The organism is Rubricoccus marinus, assembly GCF_002257665.1.
Classification (GTDB): domain Bacteria; phylum Bacteroidota; class Rhodothermia; order Rhodothermales; family Rubricoccaceae; genus Rubricoccus; species Rubricoccus marinus.
The window spans coordinates 3726887-3744245 of the sequence record NZ_MQWB01000001.1; the positions used below are offsets into that span (position 1 = coordinate 3726887).

Consider the following 17359-nt stretch of genomic DNA (forward strand, 5'->3'; position numbering starts at 1 on the left):
CGCCAGAGGCCTCCGGTCCCATGGACGACTGCCCGTTCTGTGCCATCATCCGCGGCGACGCCGACGCCTGGATCGTGCACGAGACGCCGACCGCGCTCGCCTTTTTCGCGACCGGCCCGGCCGCCGAGTACCACACGCTCGTCGTACCCAAGTGCCACCACGCCGACCTTTTCGCGATCCCCTCCGACGAATGGCTCGGCGTCTCGGCTGCTGTGAAAGACGTGGCGGACCTCTACCGCGAGAGGCTGGGCATCGAGAACGTGGAGGTTCTCAACCACTCCGGCGAGCACGCGCAGCAGGACGTGTTCCACCTCCACGTGCACATCCTGCCCCGCCGCGAGGGCGACGGCCAGGACACGTCGTGGACGGACCACCCGGAGATCGAGAAACGGTTCGACGCGCTCCTGGCCGCGCTCAAGGCGTAGGCCTCTGGCGCCAGAGGCCTGAAACGCAGCGAGGCCCGACGCAACCGCCGGGCCTCGCGAGAGAAAACAGAAGGGGCGCTTAGCCGCGCACGCCGCTCCGCTCGATCTTGAGCGACTGCCCCGGGCGGATGGTGTCGCCGGAGAGGCTGTTCCAACGGCGGAGGTCGCTCAGCGAGACGCCGTACTTCCGCGCGATCTGCGTCAGGTTCTCGCCTCTGGCGACGCGGTGCGTCGTCGTCCGCGTTGCCGTGGCGGCACGGGCCCGGGCGGCGCGGGCCGCACGCGGGTTGTACCCGTCCGGCGCCGTCAGGCGGAGGCGCTGACCCACGCGGATAACGTCGGTGTCGAGGTCGTTCCAGCCCTGGAGATCGCTGACGCGGATGCCGTACTGGTTTGCGATCATCGTCAGGTGCTCACCGCTCCGCACGCGGTGGCTCGTCGGGCGAGCATTGCGCGTGCTGGCTGCGAGGCGAACGGGCGGCGTGGGAGCCGCAGCACGCTCGGGAGCGGGTGCTGGCGCCGTCTGCGCGACGGGCTCAGGCGCGGGCGCGGCCTCTGGCGCCTCATCATCCCTCACGGGCTCGGCCGCCGCCAGAGGCTCAGCCTCTCGGGCAGCAGGGGACGCCGCGACACGCGGCGACTCGGCAACGGCGACCGTTTCCGCGACTTCCGTCGCCTGGGGTGCGGCGGCCACGGGCTCAGCGACGGCGCGCTCCGGGCGCGTAAACGTGGCCGGAGGCAACGGCGGACGCGTCGGCGCGCCGCTCGTGGCGACGAGCGTGCGGCTTCCAGACTCGGCGCCAGCGGCCTCGCGGGCCGCGATCAGGATCTCGGCCGGCTCCTCGCTCGCCAGAGGCCGCACGGCGCGTGGGCCGAAGCTGATGGTCTCGGCGACGAGGCCCATGCCCTCCGCCTCTGGCGAGGCGAGGCGGTCCAGCTGTGCGGCGTGCCGCTCGTAGAAGCCTTGCGGGACGCGGATGGTGTGCGGCATGCGCGTGCTGGGCACGCGGCCACGGCGGAGCATGGGGTTGAGGGCGCGGAGCACGGCCTCGTCCACGTCGATCGTGCGCGAGACCTGGGAGAGGCTCGTGCCTGGGGCGACCGGGATGCGGTCGAACGCGTATACCGGGCCGGGCTCAGGCGCCTCGAAGCCGTAGGCGTCCGGGTTGCTCAGGATGAGCGAGGTCGCGATAAACATCGGGACGTAGCCGCGGGTCTCCTTCGGGATGGCGTGATCGATGTCCCAGAAGGTGGCCTTGTGTCCGGTCTGGTCCTCGAAGCGCCGCACGGCGCGCGCGATAACGGCCGGGTTGCAGTTGTAGCCGGCCAGCGCGAGCTGCCAGTCACCGAAGCGGTCGTAGAGGTCGCGGAGGTGGCGGGCCGCGGCGCGCGTCGAGAGCTCAGGGTCCAGGCGGTGGTCGATGTCGCCGTTGGCCTGCAGGCCGTAGGCGCCGCCCGTCGCGCGGATAAACTGCCACATGCCTGCCGCAGCCATGTGGCTCCGGGCGACAGGGTTGAGCGCGCTCTCCACCATCGCGAGGTACTTCAGCTCGTCCGGAACGCCCTCCTCGGCGAGGATGCGCTCCACCATCGGGAAGTAGGTGTCGGCGCGCTGGCGCAGCGTGGCGACGTGGCTCGGGCGGCGCAAGAGATAACGCAGGCTGCTCTCCACGCTCGGCGTGACCTCCATCGGGATCGTCGCCTCCACGATTTCCCGCGTCCTGACGATGACCGGGAGCCGGACCGACGCCAGCGTCGGCTCATTGGGCTCGTAGATCATCCGGAAGGCCTCGGCGTTGACGGCATAGATGTCGCCGCGGTCAAGGGTTTCGGTCCCGTAGAACAGCTCCTTCTCGGTCAGGACCGAGGCGTAGAGCTCGCGGAAGCGCGGCTCGTAGAGCATCCCGGGGCGCTGCGCCAGAAGCTCGAGGTCCCCCACCAAGCCCTCCAGAAGGGAGGCGTAGCGCGAGTCCTGGCCGTCGGCGGCGGCGAGGAGGAGGTCAGCGTGGCGCTGGTACAGGTGGGCGACGCGGCGTGCGAGCTCGGTCTCCGAAAGCGCGTCCACGTCCACCGAGGCGAGGGAACGGGCCGACGCACTCGCCTGAGTGCGAAGGGCCGGTACCGCGACCTCCGTGGGGACGGACTGGGCCAGGAGAGGGGCCGAGACGAACAGCAGCGCCGCCGCGAAGAAGAATCGTGGCATGAAAGCGCGGGGCTAGGAAGGGGTTACAGGGAATGCCTAAAGTAAAGCGCGAGAGAGCGATGCCCAACACCGTGCACATATCCGCCTCCCGCGACCCGGGGCGCTAGCCTACCGCGCGCCTTCATGCTGCGTCAAGGGGCTAGGCCGATTCTTGAACGAACGCCGCGAGGCTCGGCCTCTGGCGCCAGAGGCCGAGGCCGTTCCCCGCATCCCACGCAAGGCCTACAGCGGGAGGTTGCCGTGCTTCTTCCGGGGCAGCTTCTGCACCTTGTTCTGGAGCATCGTCATCGCCGAGATCAGCCTCTGGCGCGTCTCGCTCGGGCGGATCACGTCGTCCACGTAGCCTCGCTCGGCGGCGACGTACGGGTTGGCGAACCGCTCGCGGTACTCCTCGGTGAACTGCTCCTCGGCTGCGGCCGGGTCGTCCGCCGCGGCGATCTCACGCTTGCGGATGATCTCGACGGCTCCTTTCGGGCCCATGACGGCGATCTCGGCGCTCGGCCACGCGAGGTTGAGGTCGGCGCGGATGTGCTTGGAGTTCATCACGTCGTACGCGCCGCCGTAGGCCTTGCGCGTGATGACGGTCACCTTGGGCACGGTCGCCTCGCAGAAGGCGTAGAGCAGCTTGGCGCCATGGCGGATGATGCCATTCCACTCCTGGTCCGTTCCGGGCATGAAGCCGGGCACGTCCTCGAACACGACGAGCGGGATGTTGAACGCGTCGCAGAAGCGGACGAAGCGCGCGGCCTTGACGCTCGCGTCGATGTCCAGCACGCCCGCGAGGACGGCCGGCTGGTTGGCCACGATGCCGACGCTGCGGCCACCGAGCCGCGCGAAGCCGACGACGATGTTCTCGGCAAAGTCCGGGTGGATCTCGAAAAAGCTCTTCGCGTCCACGACGCCTCGGATCACGTCATGGATGTCGTACGGCGTGCTGGGCGACTCCGGGATGATGCCGTCCAGGTCCACCGACTCCGGCGCGGCCTCTGGCGCCAGAGGCACGGGGTCCTCGCAGTTGGAGGGGAGGTAGCCCATGAGCTCGCGGATGCCGAGCAGCAGCGCGGCCTCGTTCGCGAACGCGCGGTGCGCCACGCCGGAGCGGCTCGCGTGCGTGTCGGCGCCGCCCAGCTCCTCTTGCGTGACCACCTCGTTGGTGACGGTTTTGACCACGTTGGGGCCGGTCACGAACATGTAGCTCGTGCCGCGCGCCATAAACGTGAAGTCCGTGATCGCGGGGCTGTAGACCGCGCCGCCGGCGCACGGCCCGAGGATGGCCGAGATCTGCGGCACGACGCCAGAGGCGAGGGTGTTCTGCAGGAACAGGTCGGCGTAGCCGCCGAGCGCCGCCACGCCTTCCTGGATGCGCGCGCCGCCGGAGTCGTTGAGGCCGATCACGGGCGCGCCGTTCTCCAGCGCGAGCTCCATCAGCTGCACGATTTTGCGCGCGTGCGCCAGCCCGAGCGAGCCGCCGAAAACGGTGAAGTCCTGGGAGTAGACGTACACCATCCGCCCGTCGATGCTGCCCCAGCCGGTCACGACGCCGTCGCCGTAGGGCCTCTGGCGCTCCAGGCCGAAGCCGACGGCTTGGTGACGGACGAACTGGCCGAGCTCCTGGAACGAGCCGGGATCGAGCAAGATGTCGAGCCGCTCGCGCGCGCTCAGCTTGCCCTTCTCGTGCTGCCGCGCGATGCGGGCCTCGCCGCCTCCGGCGCGGGCTTCTTCGCGGCGCCGGTCGAGGTCGGCAAAGGGGTCGAGAGGGGCGTCGGCGTCGGTCTGCGTGTCGGGCATCGGGGCGGCTCGGTCGGAGGGGCCGGAAGCTACGCGTCCCCGCCCGGCCTCTGGCGCCAGAGGCGCGGGACCGGCCTTAGTCTCGGCGGAGGCGCGATTCGACGGCCTCGGTAAAGCTCACCGCAGGCTCGCTGTAGATGTTGACCTTGTACCGGCGGAACACCTCGCGGCCGATGATCTGCGTCGCGTCCGTCCACGAGGACGAGTTGGAGAGCTGCGCGAGGACGCGGGCGTAGGCGGCCGGGTCGCCGCCGAAGAGGTTTTCGGTGTACCAGTCGCGATTCTCGGCGGCCTCGCCGAGCACGGCGGCCTCGTGGGCTTCCAACGGCGCGTCGGGCGCGGGCGTCGTCATGGCGTCGTGGAGCGTGGGAGCGGGAGGCGGAGCCTCTGGCGTGCCGCCCTGCGCGAACCGTTTCCAGAGCGGGTCCGCGGAGGCGGGCTCGGGCGTCGCCAGAGGCGCGTCGGTGCCGAGCGTCTGGCCGCGCTGCCGCGCGAGGCGGTCGAGCAGCGTTTCCGACTCGGGCTCGGAGGCGACAGCCGGGGCAGGGGGCGCCTCTGGCGGCTCTGGCGCAGCGGGGCCGTCCAGGTCCTCTGGCTCCTCCAGGTGACGGATCGGAGCATCGAGCGGGGAACCGGCGGGAGCAGCCGGGCCCGCTTCCGCGGCGTCCTTCTCCGCCGTTGCGGCCTCTGGCGCTGCGTCTTTGGGAGCCTCGTCTTCTAGAGCTTCATCGGGGTCTGCCGCAGGAGGCTCGTCGGTGTGGTCCGGCTCGTCCTGGGGCGCGCCGTCGATCAGCGCGGCGAGAAAGTCCGAGGAGGAGCGTGGCGCCTCTGGCGTTTTCGCCTCTGGCGCCAGCGCCGCGTCGTCCACGACATCCGCGTCCTCGATGTCGTCGGACTCGGCCGACATCGGCGCGTCGACGGCGTGGACTTCGGCCGCCGCGTGCGCAAGCTCGGGGTCCGCTGGGATCGGGGATGTCGCCTCCGGCGCCAGAGGCGGAGAGGCGGAGGGCGGCAGCGTGCGCGTCAGGACGCCGCGTAGCGCGTCGCGGTCGACTTCGGTACGCGAGACCACCTCGCGACCCAATCCGGGGCAGCCTCTGGCGGAAAACGCTTCGGCGAGGACGAGACCGGGCACGTCGCCGTCCTGCTCCGGAATCCCACCGACGACCTCGTAGAGCGGCGCGAGAAGCGCCATCCACCCGTCCGCGTCCAGCTCGCTCGCCACGCGCCGGTCGATCCGCGCGAGAAGGTGCCCGAGCTCCTCGCGCTCGAACGTCTCCATGCCCTTTTTCTCGACATAGCGGCGCACGATCTCGGCGAGGTACGGGTACACGCCGAGCGTTTTCAGCCCGTGCAGCACCTCTGGCGCCGGAGCGGTCCCCTCCGGGATCAGCTGCTCGGGAAGCGCCTCCGACGGCATGACCAGAGTCGCCAAGAGCTCGCTGCATGTTTCGCGGACGGCAGGCTTCCAGGCATCGGCGGGGAAGCGCGCACCGGCAAGCGCCTCCTCACGCCACGCCTCCGGCGTGCGGCTGAGCCACGGCGCGGCCTCGTCCAGGCGCGCGCCGGCCTCGCGCTCCAGCGTCTGGCGCATCGCGTGCGCGAGAAGCGGCGGGAGCTGAGCGAGGTCGGCGCGGGCGTGCGAGCGGTCCGCGGCGAGGGTCTCAAAAATCTGACGGGCGAGCGCGTCCGAGAGGGCGTCGAGCATGTGTGGAGAGGGGCGGTTCGCGAAGCTAGCGCGCAGGCGCTGGGAAGGGCGGGGCTGGCACAGGCCTCTGGCGCCAGAGGCGGTCAACGGCGCAGCGGCCGCGCTCGCGCCCGGGGGGCGAGGAGAATCCAGCGCCGCACGCCTCGCGTGGGGCCTAACGAGGCACGCGGAGGCGTCCGCAGCGCGTGGATCTGGAACGTTACGGTTTCAATTCAGAGGCGTGTTGTGGCCGGAGGTCCGCCTGGCCCATATCGCTGCTACCTCCGCTTGTCTGTTCCCCGATGCTCCCTGCTCCAGCACCCACACTTCCACCTCGGGATGCCTCGGTGCTGGGCCCCACGTTGCCGCGCTCCGGCGCGGACGAAGCCTTTGAGCGGGTAGCATGCCTGGCGGCGCGTACCACCTCCGCGCCGGTGGCCCTCGCCGGGCTCTTGGACCGCCAGAGGCTAATCGTCCGGGGCGCGAGCGGGATGTGTGCGAGCGAGGCCGAGCCGTCCCTCGCGCAGTCGTTCTGCCGTCACGTCGCCGAGCGCAACGAGGCCGTCCGGATCGATCACGTGCGACCAGACGCCAGAGGCGGGGCCGCTTCCGATGTGGTCGCGTGCCTCGGCGTGCCCGTCCGCGCGGCCTCTGGCGAGGTGCTCGGCGCCCTCTGCGTCACGGACTCCGTGCCTCGGGACTGGACCAACGGCGACGAGGAGGCGCTGGCCTCCCTGGCCACGATGCTCACCCACGAGATGGAGCGTCGCGACGCGCTCTCGCGGCTCGCAGCCGCCGAACGCGCGCGCGACGACGACCGGGCGCTGCTGCGGGGCGGCTTCGACGCCATCGAGGACATCTTCTACGTTCTGGACACCCGCTCGCGGCTTGTCCGCTGGAACAGCCAGCTCTGCGCCGTCAGCGGGTACACCCCCGCCGAACTCCGGGGGGTGCTCGCCGAAAAGCTGTTCGTCCCCGAAGACCGGCCGCGCATCCACGCCGCGATGGCCGAGGCCTACCAGAATGGCCGGGCTATCGTGGAGGCCACGATCCTCTCGAAGGACGGGCGGGAAATCGCGTACGAGATCAGCGGAAGCCCGCTGCTCGACCGCACCGGCGCGCAGATCGGCCTGTGCGGCACCTGCCGCGATATCACAGAGCGGAAGCGGGCCGAGGCGTCACTCCGCCTGAGCGAGTCGCGCTTCCGCGGGCTGATCGAGGCCTCGCCGGACCTCTTCTTCCGCGTCACTGCCGACGGCCGCTATCTCGACATCGTCGCCCCCGACGACAACCTGCTGGCGAAGGAGAAGAACAGCCTCATCGGCAGCACCCTGTTCGAGTCGCTCCCGGCGCCTCTGGCGGCCCGGATCCACAGCGTGATGAGGGCCGCGAGCGAGAGCGGCACGCCTCAGAACATGGAGTACGAGCTCACGACTCAGGACGGGACCGACCGCCTGTTCGAGGCGCGGATCGTGCCCGCGGGCAAAGACGAGGTGCAGGCCATCATCCGGGACGTGACCGACTACAGGATCGCCGAGCGCTCCGTCCGCGAGAGCGAGGTCCGCTTCCGCTCGTTCGTTGAGGCGACCGCTCTGGTCGTGTGGCAAGCCGACGCCGAAGGCAACGTGACCGAGCTCGGAGGTTCGTGGGCGGAGTTCACCGGTCAGACGCCAGAGGAGACCGAGGGTTGGGGCTGGACCGACGTCCTCCACCCCGAAGACGTGCCCCGCACCGTGGAGGTGTGGACCTCCAGCATCGCGCGGCGCGTGCCTCTGGCGTTGGACTACCGCGTGCGCCGCCACGACGGCGTCTACCACCGGTTTAGCGTCCGTGGCGTGCCCGTGTTCGACGGGGACGCGTTCCTGGGCTGGGTCGGCACGTGCAGCGACGTGGAGGAAAAGCTGAAGGCCGAAGAAATGAGCTCGTGGAACAAGGCCGAGATGCTCCAGCGCGAGAGGCTGCTCACCGGCGTCGCGAGCGCGCTTACGCGCTTGCTGACGGACGACATGGACGCCGCCGTTCCGGATGCTCTGGAAGAGCTCGGGAGGGTCACCGACGCCGACCGCGTGTACGTCTTCGGGATCCACAAAGGCGTGCTCGTGGACGAGACGCTCTTTAGCCAGCACTACGAATGGGCGCGCGAGGGCGTCGAGCCGCAGATCGACAACCCGGAGTTGCAGAACTGCCCGTTTGGGGAGGTCGGCCTCGCGCGTTGGGAGTCCGAGCTAAAGGCTGGGCGCTCCATCTCGGGGCTCGTCCGCGATCTCCCAATCGAGGAGCAGGCGGTTCTCCTCAAGCTCGGTATCGAGTCCATCCTCATCGTCCCCATCCGGACCGCGGGCGAGGTGTGGGGCTTTCTCGGCTTCAGCGACTGCTCCCGCGCCCGGGCGTGGTCTGCCGCCGAGGAGGCCACGCTAGCTGCCGCCGCCGCCAGCCTGGGCGAGGCCATCCAGCGCCAGAGGCAGCAGGCCGAGCTCGCTAAAAACGAAAAGCGCCTCCGCCTCGCGCTTGATGCGGCCAACATGGGTTCGTGGGAGGTGGACGCGCAGACCGGCGCGGTGACGTGCTCGGCGCGCACGTATGGCCTTTTCGGACTGCCCGAAGGAGACGGAGACGACCTGGGCTTCTGGATCGGGCACGTCTTGGAAGAGGACCGGGACATGGTGGTGGAGACCATCACGGGCGCCCCGGATGCCGATGTCGGGGTGTTCGTAATGGAGTACAGAGCCCGCGTGGATGGTGCCATCCGGTGGTTCCGCAGCAACGGGCGCGTAGAACGCGACGCCAGAGGCCGGCCCACACGTACGGTGGGCACCGCGCGCGACATCACGGACGAGAAGGTCTACGAGGAGGCGCTGATCGAGGCGAAGGAAGCCGCGGTCACCGCGCGTGAGCGTGCCGAGGAGACCGCGCGCATGAAGAGCGTCCTGCTGGCCAACATGAGCCACGAGATCCGGACGCCGCTCACCAGCATCATCGGGTTTGCGGACCTGCTGGCCAGCGAGGTCAGCGGCGATCAGCAGGAACTCGTGGAGCCGATCGTCTTCGGCGGGCGCCGTCTGATGCACACGCTCACGTCCGTGCTCGACCTCGCGCAGATGGAGGCCGGCCGCCGCCACCTCAACCTCGCGGACGTGGACGTGCAGGCGGCGGTGACCTCGGCCGGTGACCTGTTCCGCACCCAGGCCGAAGCCAAGGGGCTCCGCTTTGTGGTCGCGCCGTGCGACGCGCCGGCCGTGATCCGGGGAGAGGACGCGGCGCTGCACCGCATTATCGCCAACCTCGTCTCCAACGCGATCAAGTTCACCGAGTCCGGCGGCGTCACCCTCTCGACGAGCGTGGCCTCTGGCGCCGTCACCATCCGCGTTCAGGACACCGGCGTCGGCATCGGCGAAAGCTTCGTGCCGGCCCTGTTCGAGGACTTCCGGCAGGAGTCCGAGGGCGAGGCACGGCGGTTCGAGGGCAACGGCCTGGGGCTGGCGATCTCGAAGCGCCTCGCGGAGATGATGGGCGGGACGGTCACCGTCGAGAGCGAGAAAAACGTGGGCAGCACGTTTCTCGTCCAGTTCCCGCTCGCCGGGTAGCGTCGCGCCTCTGGCGCCACGCCAGAGGCCGTACTCCGCACGTTGGCTGCGCGCTAGAAGTGCTTGAAGCCGTCGGCCTCCATCGGGATGACCGTGCCGTCCGGCATCCGCAGCGCGACGCCTTCCTCAGGCTCTACGATGTTGCCGACGACCGCGTACGAGTCCTTGGGCAGCACCTCCAGGGCCTCTTGCGGGGCGGTGAACATCAGCTCGTAGTCCTCGCCGCCGTAGAGCGCCCACGTCTCGGCGCGCTTGGCGAGCGCCTCGGCGGCCTGCATCGTCTGGATGTGGACCGGGAGCAACCCGGCCTCCACGACCACGCCGACGGTGCTCTGAATGGACAGGTGATGCGCCTCGCTCGCCACGCCGTCGGATACGTCGATCAGCGACGTGGGCTGGAAGCCGACCTCGCGCCAGAGGCGCACGCGGTCCAGCCGCGCCTGCGGCATGAGGTGGCGTTCCAGCGGCGTCGGGAACTGGCCGAGGTCGATGGGGGCAGCGTCGGGCGTGAGTGAGATCGTCGGCGAGCCATCGCCCGAGGTCTCGGCGGCCTCTGGCGGGGCGCCAGAGGCGAGCGTCTGCTCTTTGCCGCGGAGCAAGAGCTCCAGGCCAGCCGCTGAGGCGCCGAGGTCGCCGGTCACGCACAGCACCTCGCCGGGCGCTGCGCCCGCGCGTGTGACGATGCGCTCGGTCTCGGCCTCACCGAGAACGGTGACGGAGACGACGAGCCGCGCGCTGGCCGAGATGTCGCCGCCGGCCACGGTGCAGCCGTAGCGCTCGCACGCCTGCGCGATGCCGGTGTAGAGCGCCTCGGCGCCTTCCACCGAGAGGTTGTTGGGCAGGCCGAGCGCGACCGTCACGAGCGTCGGCGTGGCGTTCATGGCGCATACGTCGCTCACGCTCGCGGCGACGCACTTCCAGCCCAGCGCGCGCAGCGGCGCGAACGTGCGGTCGAAGTGGACGCCCTCGACGAACAGGTCCGTCGTGATGACCTGCGAGCGGCCGCCTCCGAGGTCCGAGACCGCGGCATCGTCGCCGATCGGCGTGGTCAGGGACTCGGAGCGGGCGGCGTCGCCGAGCACCTCCTGCAGGCGCGCGATGAGGCCGAACTCGCCGACCTCGGAGACGGGGGTGAACACGGGGCTGTCGGACATAGCGGTCGGGGCCTCTGGCGCCAGAGGCGGCTTCTGGAGAGTGCGCCAGCCTACGGCCTCTGGCGCGGGGCGTCCGGGAGGAGCGGGCGAAAAGACCGCGCAGGGACGGTGACGCGAGGGGAGGGGTGCGGGATGTGCGCGCCTGGCGCGCGGGGACGGGGGATCGGCAGAGAAGCCTCTGGCGCCAGAGGCGAGCGCAACCCCGGAGCGGCGCCAGAGGCGGCCGGCTCTCCCTAGCTTCCGGGCACGCACCCCGACCTATGAGCCGCATCATCCATGCGGGCGACACGCCCGCCAAGCGCCGCCGCCAACTCGAACGCTCCTGCGCCGAAGCGCTGCGCACCCTCGGCGCCAAGCCCGCGCTCGCCTCTGGCGTGTGGGACCTGGAGGCCAAAGACCTCGCGGCGTTCCTCGCCATCAACCTGCGCGATATCGGCGAGACCATCGAGGGCAGCGCCCAAGCTTGGGACGACCGCAACTACTGGAAAAAGGCCGAGAAGCTGCGCGCCGACTGGCGCTGGGCGCCCCAGACCGCCGAGGCGATGGAGACGGCGCTCCTCGCCGCAGACTGGGAGGGAGCGACCGACGCCCTCGTTTCCCTGATCCCGCGCTTCGCGCACGTCAACGTCGGCAAAAAGCTGCGCGACGCCGATTGGTGGGTGGGCGCCTTCCGCGCGCTGGAGAAGCGCGCCGCGAGAGCTTGAGCGTCAACGCGATCCTCTTTGAGCGCGCCGTGACGTGGAGACGATGGGTGTACCTCTGCCTCGGCGTTTCTTACCTCGGTGCTGCTTGGCTCAACGCGTTTACTGAGCCTTTCCCGTGTCGGCACGTTCAATATCCATTCTTGCCTCCGCTGATCGGAGGTGTTCTACTTCTCACAGCAGCGGCACGGCCCTCAGGTGTGACGTGGCTCGGAGTGTGTGTGTGGGCAGTGTGGAATGCGTCGCAGCGGCCAATAGCTTCCATCGAGTGCATTGAGTCGATCTCCATCATGAAGCGCAGTCCGTTTGAGAAGGCGGAGATGTTGCTTGAGGGGCATCGGGAAGACGTAGTGGTAGCGCTATTGTTTGGCCTCCTCCTGGCCGCGCTGTGGCCGCACGGGTGGCGTCTCTCCTCAGAATGAGCATGCAGATTCGAGAGCGCGAGGGCCGGCGCGAGATCCTGGACCCCGTGCGGCGCCAGTGGGTCGCGCTCACGCCCGAGGAGGGCGTGCGCCAGCGGCTGATTGCATTGCTGTTCTCGCTCGGCTATCCCGCCGGGCTTCTGGCCGTGGAGAAAAAGGTGGAGCACCTCGGTCGCCTCTGGCGCGCCGACGTGGTCGCCTACGACCGGCGCCAGAGGCCCGTGTTGCTGGCCGAGTGCAAGGCGCCGGGGCTCGCCATCGCTCAGGCCACGTTCGACCAACTCGCGCGGTACAACGCCGTTCTCGGGGCGCGCGCGCTTGTCGCCACCAACGGCGACGCGCTGCGCACCTGCGTCCAAGACGAAGGCGGCCTCTGGCGGTGGGTGGGCGGCGTGCCGCCGTTTGCGGCTCTCGACGCGGCACCGTAAGGGAGTGATGCGCGCCCCTACACGGTATCGGGGCGCCAGAGGCTACACGCCGAAAAGCTTGTCCGTGCCCTCGCGGAACAGCGCCGCGCCGCCCTGGGAGGGGTGGCGGACGTACGTGCTCTCCACGCCAACTGCGGTCAGCGCTCGCTCTGCCACGCGGCCCAGCGCGATCACGCGCCCCGGCTGCACGGCCTCCACGACCGCCGCGAGCGCGTCGGCGAACTGGCGGATCTCGCGCACGCGCGGTGCGCGGATCGTGAGCGGCTCGTCCGGTTTGTGCGGATGAAACGGGACAGCGTTCCAGGTCCAGAAGCGGCCCCAGCGCGGAAGCATCTGGCGCCAGTAGATGCCGCCGGAGTACTCCTTGAGCGGCTCGCCGTGGAGCGCGCGGAGCGAGGTCGCGCGGCCATCCAGCGGGAAGTCCGGGTCCAAGAGCTGCTGCTCGCTCACGAGCGGCACGCCCGAGAAGCGGCAGCCCCACGGACCGGGCGCCTCGGCCACTATCAGGGCCTCTGGCGGCGCAGCGAGGGTGAGCGCGGAGGCGCGGATGTTCTCGCGCCGGATCTGCGCCGCGCCGTCCATATCCAGCGCGGGGTCCTCGTACGTGTACGGGTTGACGAGAGCGGGGCCGCCAGGGGCGTCCAGCACGTGCGTCTGGAGGGCGCGCCAGAGGCGGTCGCCGGGTGTGGGATCAGGCATCGCGCAAGATCACGCCGCGTGCGCGGCGGTGCCGGGACGCCAGAGGCTCAGCCCACGACGAGCACGCCGCCACGGTCGAAGCGGGTGTTCACGGCCGAGTTGAAGATGGAGCCGAAGGAGTACGAGATCCCCACGCGGCCGTTGTAGCGGAAGCTCGTGGCCTGCTGCTGCTGCTGGAGTAGGATCTCCTCTGGCGAGAGGTCACCCGCAGCGAGCGAGAGCTGGTTCTGGATCACCGACGCGTTGCCACCAACGTTGAGCTGAAGGCCTCTGGCGAGGCGGATGTTCAGCCCGCCGCCGATGCCGGCCTCGTACCGCTCCAGTTTGGAGAGGTACTGCTGGCCCGTAAACGAGAGGTCAAACGAGCCCCACGGCTGCGCGAACTCGGCGCGCGCGCGGAGCGAGTGCTGCGGCAGGATCTCCTGGATCTCGTCGAAGATGGTGGAATCCGTGTACGCGGCGAACTCCATGCCCACGCTGTAGCTCGCCGTGATGACGCGGCTGGTCGCCTCGGCGTAGGGGAAGAAGCTGTACTCCACACCCGGCCCGAGCACGAAACGGGCGGTGTAGTTGGAGAACGTGTTCCGCCCGGCGCTGACCTCAAACCCGGTGCTGAGGTGCGGCCCCAGGCTGCGCGCCACGAGCCCGTTGCCGCCGAAGTCGGAGCGCTCGCTGACGATGGTGGTGTCGTTGCCCGTCGAGCTGCTGGTCTGGTCGAACTCGCGGCGGTTGTAGTTGCCGTACACGCTGACGCGCGTTTTCCACCGCTCCGTCGCGCGAGAGGCGGAGGCGCCGCCGCTGCCGTTGAAGCCGAAAAAGGAGGACTCCCCGTTCGCGTTCGCGTTGCCGTTGAGCCGGAAGGTCCACCCGTTCCACGGGTCCACCAGCGGGGCCTCAATCCCGCCAGCGGCCTCTGGCGGCGCATCGTAGGAGACGTAGAGCCGCTCGCCGACGGCGGTCTGCGCGAGGTAGCCCGCCATGCCGAGCGCCAACCGCGAGGCGATGGCGCGGCGCTCGTCGTCGTCGGTCGCGTCCGAGGGGACCGTGATGGTGAGCGTGCTCTCCTGTCCTTTGTAGGGGCCACGGCCCTCTACGAAGAGCGTGTAGCGGCGTCCCCCGCTACCGGTCTGGTCGCCAGTGATGAGCACGAACACGTCGGCGTCGCCCTGGTCGCGGACGAACTGCACGTAGGGCAGCTCGGTCTGGAAGAAGTCCCGGTCGCAGCCGCCCGTCCGGCAGTCGTAGGCCACGCGGAAGGCGGTGGCTTTGGCGCCCTTGGCCTCTTGCGCCAGAGGCGCCGACGCGGCAGCGAGGAGGACGAGCAGGAAGGCGAGCGCGCGAGACATACGACAGAGGGGAGGTCCAGGCCGGCGGAGAGCGTGCGGCTCGTCCCCGGCGGGGCCACAGGCTACCGCTCGCGTTGGGCGCTCGCGCGGCATGGGCATCTAAAGGCGGCCGTTTCGCCACGTCCTCACAGGACGGCGAGCCCGAACCGCCCTGCGGCGCGGGAGCGCCAGAGGCCGGCGGACGTATCCTCGGGCGCGAGTCCTCGTAGAGGCCTCTCTTCTACTCCCACCCTCATGTCTTCAGAGATCACGGACGAGATCGCGGCCTCGCTCCGCGAGATGGACCGCCTCGCGGCCCCTAGCGGAGGCCCGGCCTCTGGCGCGGGCTCTCCGGCGCCCCAGAGCGGCCTCGCGGGCTACGCGCACGCCACGCGGACCGCCACGTACGGATTCCTCGCGGCGATCCCGCTCCTGATCCTCTACGAGATCGGGATTCTGCTCACGAACACGGGCGCGGGGGAGGTGCGCGTGGGGGCGGACGTGTGGCTCAAGCAGTTGCTCCGCGCCATGGGCGTGCAAGGCGGGGTGCTCCTGGCGGCGATCGTGATCATCGTCGGCGGCGTCGTGTTCTGGATGGAGCGCGAGAGGCGGCCGCGGCTGGTGCCGCGCTACTTCGGCGGCATCCTGGTGGAGAGCACGGTGTACGCGGTGGTCCTGGCGTTTATCGTGAGCGCGCTGGTGGGTGTGGTGTTCAACGCGGCGCTATGGCCCGCCGAGCCTCTGGCGCTGGCGCAGATGGCGCAGCTCAGCCTCCCGCTTCAGCTCTCGCTCTCCATCGGCGCGGGGCTGTACGAGGAGCTGGTGTTCCGCGTGATCCTGGTCGGCGGGATGTTTCTCGGGTTCCGAAAGGTGATGGCGGACCAGCGGAAGGCTTACCTCCTCGCGGCCGTGATCGGCGCGCTCGTGTTCAGCGCGGTCCACTACATGGGCCCCCTGGGCGACCCGTTCCAGCTCCCCAGCTTTACCTACCGCTTCGTGTTCGGCCTGGCGCTGAACGGTGTGTTCCTCTTCCGCGGCTTCGCCGTGGCGGCGTGGACGCACGCGATCTACGACGTACTGGTGGTCACAGGCGCGCTGTAGCCGCGCCCCTCGCCAGAGGCCTCTGGCGGGTCAGGATCGGTCGCGGCGGCGGCGCGGCAGCGTCTCCGGCGCGACGACGTCGAGCGCGTCGAGGTCCAGAAGTGGGCGGGGCGCGTTGGCCTCTGGCGCCGCCGAGGAGACAGCCTCGCCAGAGGCCTCGTCGTCGGTCTCCGGCGAGCGAAGGGTTGAGCGGACAGGACCGGAGGGCGCGAGCCGGACCGCGAGATCGTCGGCGAGGTCTTCCAGCTTGCGGTGCTTTTTCGCCCGCCACTTCACGTCGGCCTTGTAGATCACGAACGAGGCGAGGAGGAAGAGGACGAAGCCGAGCACGAGGCTGACCCCGGTCGCGAGGGCGCCGTCGAACAGGCCCGTGCCGATGAGCCCCGCCAGAGGCCCGAGCAGGATCATCGAGAGGAGCCCGTACGCGACGCCCTCGGCGGGCGGGTTCATGTAGCCCACGTGCTGCTCCATGCGGACGCGCGTGCGCTCGCCGCGCTCGGAGACGGTCAGGCGCGTGTGCACGCCCAGCCCGCTCGTGTGCTCCCACACCTTTGTCGCGCCCTGCTCCTTGAACTCCGTCGCGCTCGTGCGCCCGTACCACGCGCCGTAGTCCGTCCCGAGCTCGCGGCGCAGGTCGTCCACGGCGTCCTCCCAATCGTGGATGTCCAGCGGCCCAGCGGTCCACCGCTCCACGTGGTTGTGCGTGGATGTGGTGTACGAGGACTTCTCGGACGCGCCCGCGTCGATCTCGGCCGCGGCGGCGAGCATGTGCTCGGGGTCGATGCCGACCTCGCGGCCCAGGCGCTCGATCTCCTCCAGCGAGAGCCCCGCCTGCCCCTGGCGGCGGCGCGCCTCTTCCTGGCGCACCACGGCGCGTTCGATGATCTGCGCGACCTCGCGCTCGGTGTACGTGTTCGGCATGGGGAGTGGGCTCGGCCTCTGGCGCCAGAGGCGGACGTCACGGAGGCTACGAACGCTCGCGCCCGCGGGTGCGCGGCTCGCGCGCGGAGTCCGGCGCGTCGGGCAGGGCGCCGAGGTCCAGGAGCGGCGCCTCTGGCGCGGGGGGCGTGCGCACGCCAGAGGCCCGGGCGGCGTCGCGCGCGGCGATCTCGATGCGGTCCAGCACGCGCGCGAACTGGCGCTCCGTGCGGCGCGCCCAGCTGCTCCACATCGCCCAGAGCCCGACGAGGACGACGGCTATGACGCCGGCCACGAGGACGGGTAGGGACCAGATCTCTGGGCCTGCGGCGCCGACGAGGTTGAAGAACGCCGCCAGAAGCACCATCGGGATGACCGCGCCGGGCAGGATCCAGCCAGCGCCCTTGCTCTGCTTCGCGATGGTCTGCTCCAGCGTGACGGCGGACCCGGCCTCGCTGGGCGTAAGCGTGAGGTGGACGGGCGTGTGACCGTGGGCGCCGCCAGAGGTCCACTCGCGCTGGCGGCCCATCTCGGTCGGGGTGCCGGGGGTGTCGAACTCGCGCCGCAGCTCGCCCACGATGCGCGCCCAGGCGTCGTCGTCCACCCCGACCGGCAGCACGCGCTTCTGGCGCACCGCCAGGGGCGCGCCGAGAAAGGTCGGGATCTCGTCAGGCGTGCCCCCGCTCATCTCTGCCACGACGGCCGCGACCAGCGCGGGGTCCAGGCCGCTCGCCTCGGCGGCTTCCTGCATCTCCGCGAGCGAGAGGCCGGTCTCGTCCGCCTGCGCGCTGCCCTGGCGCGTGGCCACTTCGGCGAACACGCGGCGGGCTTCCTCCTCGGTGAATCGGCGCTCGGGCATGGGCAAGAGGTGTGTGCGCAAAGCTACGGATGCCTCTGGCGCCAGAGGCCCCACGAACCGCGCCG

Annotated in this window: 13 protein-coding genes; 5 read left to right on the forward strand and 8 right to left on the reverse strand. The window is 70.3% G+C overall.

Going from position 1 to position 17359, the window contains the following annotated elements:
• The first annotated feature begins 20 nt into the window (after positions 1–20).
• Positions 21–425 carry an HIT family protein gene (locus BSZ36_RS15840; protein WP_094550696.1) on the forward strand — a complete coding sequence of 135 codons (405 nt, stop codon included), beginning with the start codon at positions 21–23 and terminating at the stop codon, positions 423–425.
• Positions 426–504: 79 nt separating this feature from the next.
• On the opposite strand, the gene BSZ36_RS15845 is transcribed toward BSZ36_RS15840, so the two are convergent.
• From BSZ36_RS15845 to BSZ36_RS15855, 3 genes are all read right to left on the reverse strand, one after another.
• A complete protein-coding gene (locus tag BSZ36_RS15845) occupies positions 505–2628 on the reverse strand; it encodes a LysM peptidoglycan-binding domain-containing protein (protein WP_094550698.1) in 2124 nt (707 codons plus the stop codon).
• Between the two features lie 222 nt (positions 2629–2850).
• The gene (locus tag BSZ36_RS15850; protein ID WP_094550700.1) at positions 2851–4416 is read right to left on the reverse strand and encodes an acyl-CoA carboxylase subunit beta; all 1566 of its coding nucleotides are present in this window, start codon (positions 4414–4416) and stop codon (positions 2851–2853) included.
• 76 nt (positions 4417–4492) lie between these two features.
• On the reverse strand, positions 4493–6124 hold the full coding sequence (locus tag BSZ36_RS15855) for a hypothetical protein (protein WP_094550702.1): 1632 nt from the start codon (positions 6122–6124) through the stop codon (positions 4493–4495).
• Between the two features lie 281 nt (positions 6125–6405).
• Between BSZ36_RS15855 and BSZ36_RS15860 the strand changes: the two genes are divergently transcribed.
• Positions 6406–9687, forward strand: coding sequence for a PAS domain S-box protein (locus BSZ36_RS15860; RefSeq protein ID WP_094550704.1), 3282 nt, complete (start codon positions 6406–6408; stop codon positions 9685–9687).
• A 53-nt stretch (positions 9688–9740) separates the two neighbouring features.
• Here the strand turns inward: BSZ36_RS15860 and thiL are convergent, their stop codons facing one another.
• A complete protein-coding gene (gene thiL / locus BSZ36_RS15865; protein WP_094550706.1) occupies positions 9741–10841 on the reverse strand; it encodes a thiamine-phosphate kinase in 1101 nt (366 codons plus the stop codon).
• A gap of 260 nt (positions 10842–11101) precedes the next feature.
• Here thiL and BSZ36_RS15870 point away from each other — a divergent pair, with 260 nt between their 5' ends.
• Positions 11102–11545, forward strand: coding sequence for a hypothetical protein (locus BSZ36_RS15870; protein WP_094550708.1), 444 nt, complete (start codon positions 11102–11104; stop codon positions 11543–11545).
• A gap of 415 nt (positions 11546–11960) precedes the next feature.
• A complete protein-coding gene (locus BSZ36_RS15875; RefSeq protein WP_094550710.1) occupies positions 11961–12392 on the forward strand; it encodes a type I restriction enzyme HsdR N-terminal domain-containing protein in 432 nt (143 codons plus the stop codon).
• 42 nt (positions 12393–12434) lie between these two features.
• Here BSZ36_RS15875 and BSZ36_RS15880 read toward each other — a convergent pair whose 3' ends face one another.
• Complete coding sequence (locus BSZ36_RS15880) at positions 12435–13091, reverse strand: uracil-DNA glycosylase (protein ID WP_094550712.1); 657 nt, start codon at positions 13089–13091, stop codon at positions 12435–12437.
• 47 nt (positions 13092–13138) lie between these two features.
• The gene (locus tag BSZ36_RS15885; protein WP_094550714.1) at positions 13139–14437 is read right to left on the reverse strand and encodes a DUF481 domain-containing protein; all 1299 of its coding nucleotides are present in this window, start codon (positions 14435–14437) and stop codon (positions 13139–13141) included.
• Positions 14438–14671: 234 nt separating this feature from the next.
• Between BSZ36_RS15885 and BSZ36_RS15890 the strand changes: the two genes are divergently transcribed.
• Positions 14672–15517, forward strand: coding sequence for a CPBP family glutamic-type intramembrane protease (locus tag BSZ36_RS15890; RefSeq protein ID WP_094550716.1), 846 nt, complete (start codon positions 14672–14674; stop codon positions 15515–15517).
• Positions 15518–15547: 30 nt separating this feature from the next.
• Here the strand turns inward: BSZ36_RS15890 and BSZ36_RS15895 are convergent, their stop codons facing one another.
• Positions 15548–16438, reverse strand: a complete 891-nt coding sequence (locus BSZ36_RS15895) for a hypothetical protein (RefSeq protein WP_094550718.1) — start codon at positions 16436–16438, stop codon at positions 15548–15550.
• Positions 16439–16484: 46 nt separating this feature from the next.
• A complete protein-coding gene (locus tag BSZ36_RS15900; RefSeq protein WP_094550720.1) occupies positions 16485–17294 on the reverse strand; it encodes a hypothetical protein in 810 nt (269 codons plus the stop codon).
• Positions 17295–17359 lie beyond the last annotated feature (65 nt).

Excerpts from the sequence above, each read along its gene's own strand:
- BSZ36_RS15840 (WP_094550696.1), top strand. The coding sequence starts at position 21 with ATGGACGACTGCCCGTTCTGTGCCATCATCCGCGGCGACGCCGACGCC.
- BSZ36_RS15845 (WP_094550698.1), bottom strand. The coding sequence starts at position 2,628 with ATGCCACGATTCTTCTTCGCGGCGGCGCTGCTGTTCGTCTCGGCCCCT.
- BSZ36_RS15850 (WP_094550700.1), bottom strand. The coding sequence starts at position 4,416 with ATGCCCGACACGCAGACCGACGCCGACGCCCCTCTCGACCCCTTTGCC.
- BSZ36_RS15855 (WP_094550702.1), bottom strand. The coding sequence starts at position 6,124 with ATGCTCGACGCCCTCTCGGACGCGCTCGCCCGTCAGATTTTTGAGACC.
- BSZ36_RS15860 (WP_094550704.1), top strand. The coding sequence starts at position 6,406 with ATGCTCCCTGCTCCAGCACCCACACTTCCACCTCGGGATGCCTCGGTG.
- thiL (WP_094550706.1), bottom strand. The coding sequence starts at position 10,841 with ATGTCCGACAGCCCCGTGTTCACCCCCGTCTCCGAGGTCGGCGAGTTC.
- BSZ36_RS15870 (WP_094550708.1), top strand. The coding sequence starts at position 11,102 with ATGAGCCGCATCATCCATGCGGGCGACACGCCCGCCAAGCGCCGCCGC.
- BSZ36_RS15875 (WP_094550710.1), top strand. The coding sequence starts at position 11,961 with ATGAGCATGCAGATTCGAGAGCGCGAGGGCCGGCGCGAGATCCTGGAC.
- BSZ36_RS15880 (WP_094550712.1), bottom strand. The coding sequence starts at position 13,091 with ATGCCTGATCCCACACCCGGCGACCGCCTCTGGCGCGCCCTCCAGACG.
- BSZ36_RS15885 (WP_094550714.1), bottom strand. The coding sequence starts at position 14,437 with ATGTCTCGCGCGCTCGCCTTCCTGCTCGTCCTCCTCGCTGCCGCGTCG.
- BSZ36_RS15890 (WP_094550716.1), top strand. The coding sequence starts at position 14,672 with ATGTCTTCAGAGATCACGGACGAGATCGCGGCCTCGCTCCGCGAGATG.
- BSZ36_RS15895 (WP_094550718.1), bottom strand. The coding sequence starts at position 16,438 with ATGCCGAACACGTACACCGAGCGCGAGGTCGCGCAGATCATCGAACGC.
- BSZ36_RS15900 (WP_094550720.1), bottom strand. The coding sequence starts at position 17,294 with ATGCCCGAGCGCCGATTCACCGAGGAGGAAGCCCGCCGCGTGTTCGCC.